Origin of the sequence: Flavobacterium sp. UBA4197 (assembly GCF_002379575.1) — a bacterium.
Lineage (GTDB): Bacteria > Bacteroidota > Bacteroidia > Flavobacteriales > Flavobacteriaceae > Flavobacterium > Flavobacterium inviolabile.
Genome location: NZ_DFUB01000033.1, coordinates 2,461 through 2,789, shown reverse-complemented (window position 1 = coordinate 2,789; position 329 = coordinate 2,461). Strand labels below are relative to the sequence as shown.

The following is a 329-nucleotide window of genomic DNA, read 5'->3' as shown; positions in this document are numbered from 1 at the left end:
AAAGCAATAGCCGGATTTTGTGCTAATGGTGTTACCGTTGGCGTATCGTTTGTCGTTGAAGTACCAGAAGTATCCTGAACCGAACCGCCTTGTGGCGTGGTTCCTGTTGCAATAGCCGTGTTGCTGATTTGTCCGGCATTGATGTCTGTTTGGGTCAATACATACGTAGCGGTTGCCGTTCCGGTAGCGCCCGGTGCTAATGTAGCCGGTGTTACCACTGCATTTGTTAATCCGATCTGCGTATCGTTAATCACCAATCCGTTTATCGTTACGTTTCCGGTATTGGTTACTGTGAACGTGTACGTGATCGTTTCACCAACCTGTGCAAA

The 329-nt window shown here is 48.0% G+C and carries 1 protein-coding gene; it reads right to left on the bottom strand.

From position 1 onward, the window contains the following. Positions 1 to 329, bottom strand: a 329-nt coding sequence (locus tag B3394_RS18230; protein WP_286927578.1) for a DUF7507 domain-containing protein, incomplete at both ends; no start/stop codon positions are given.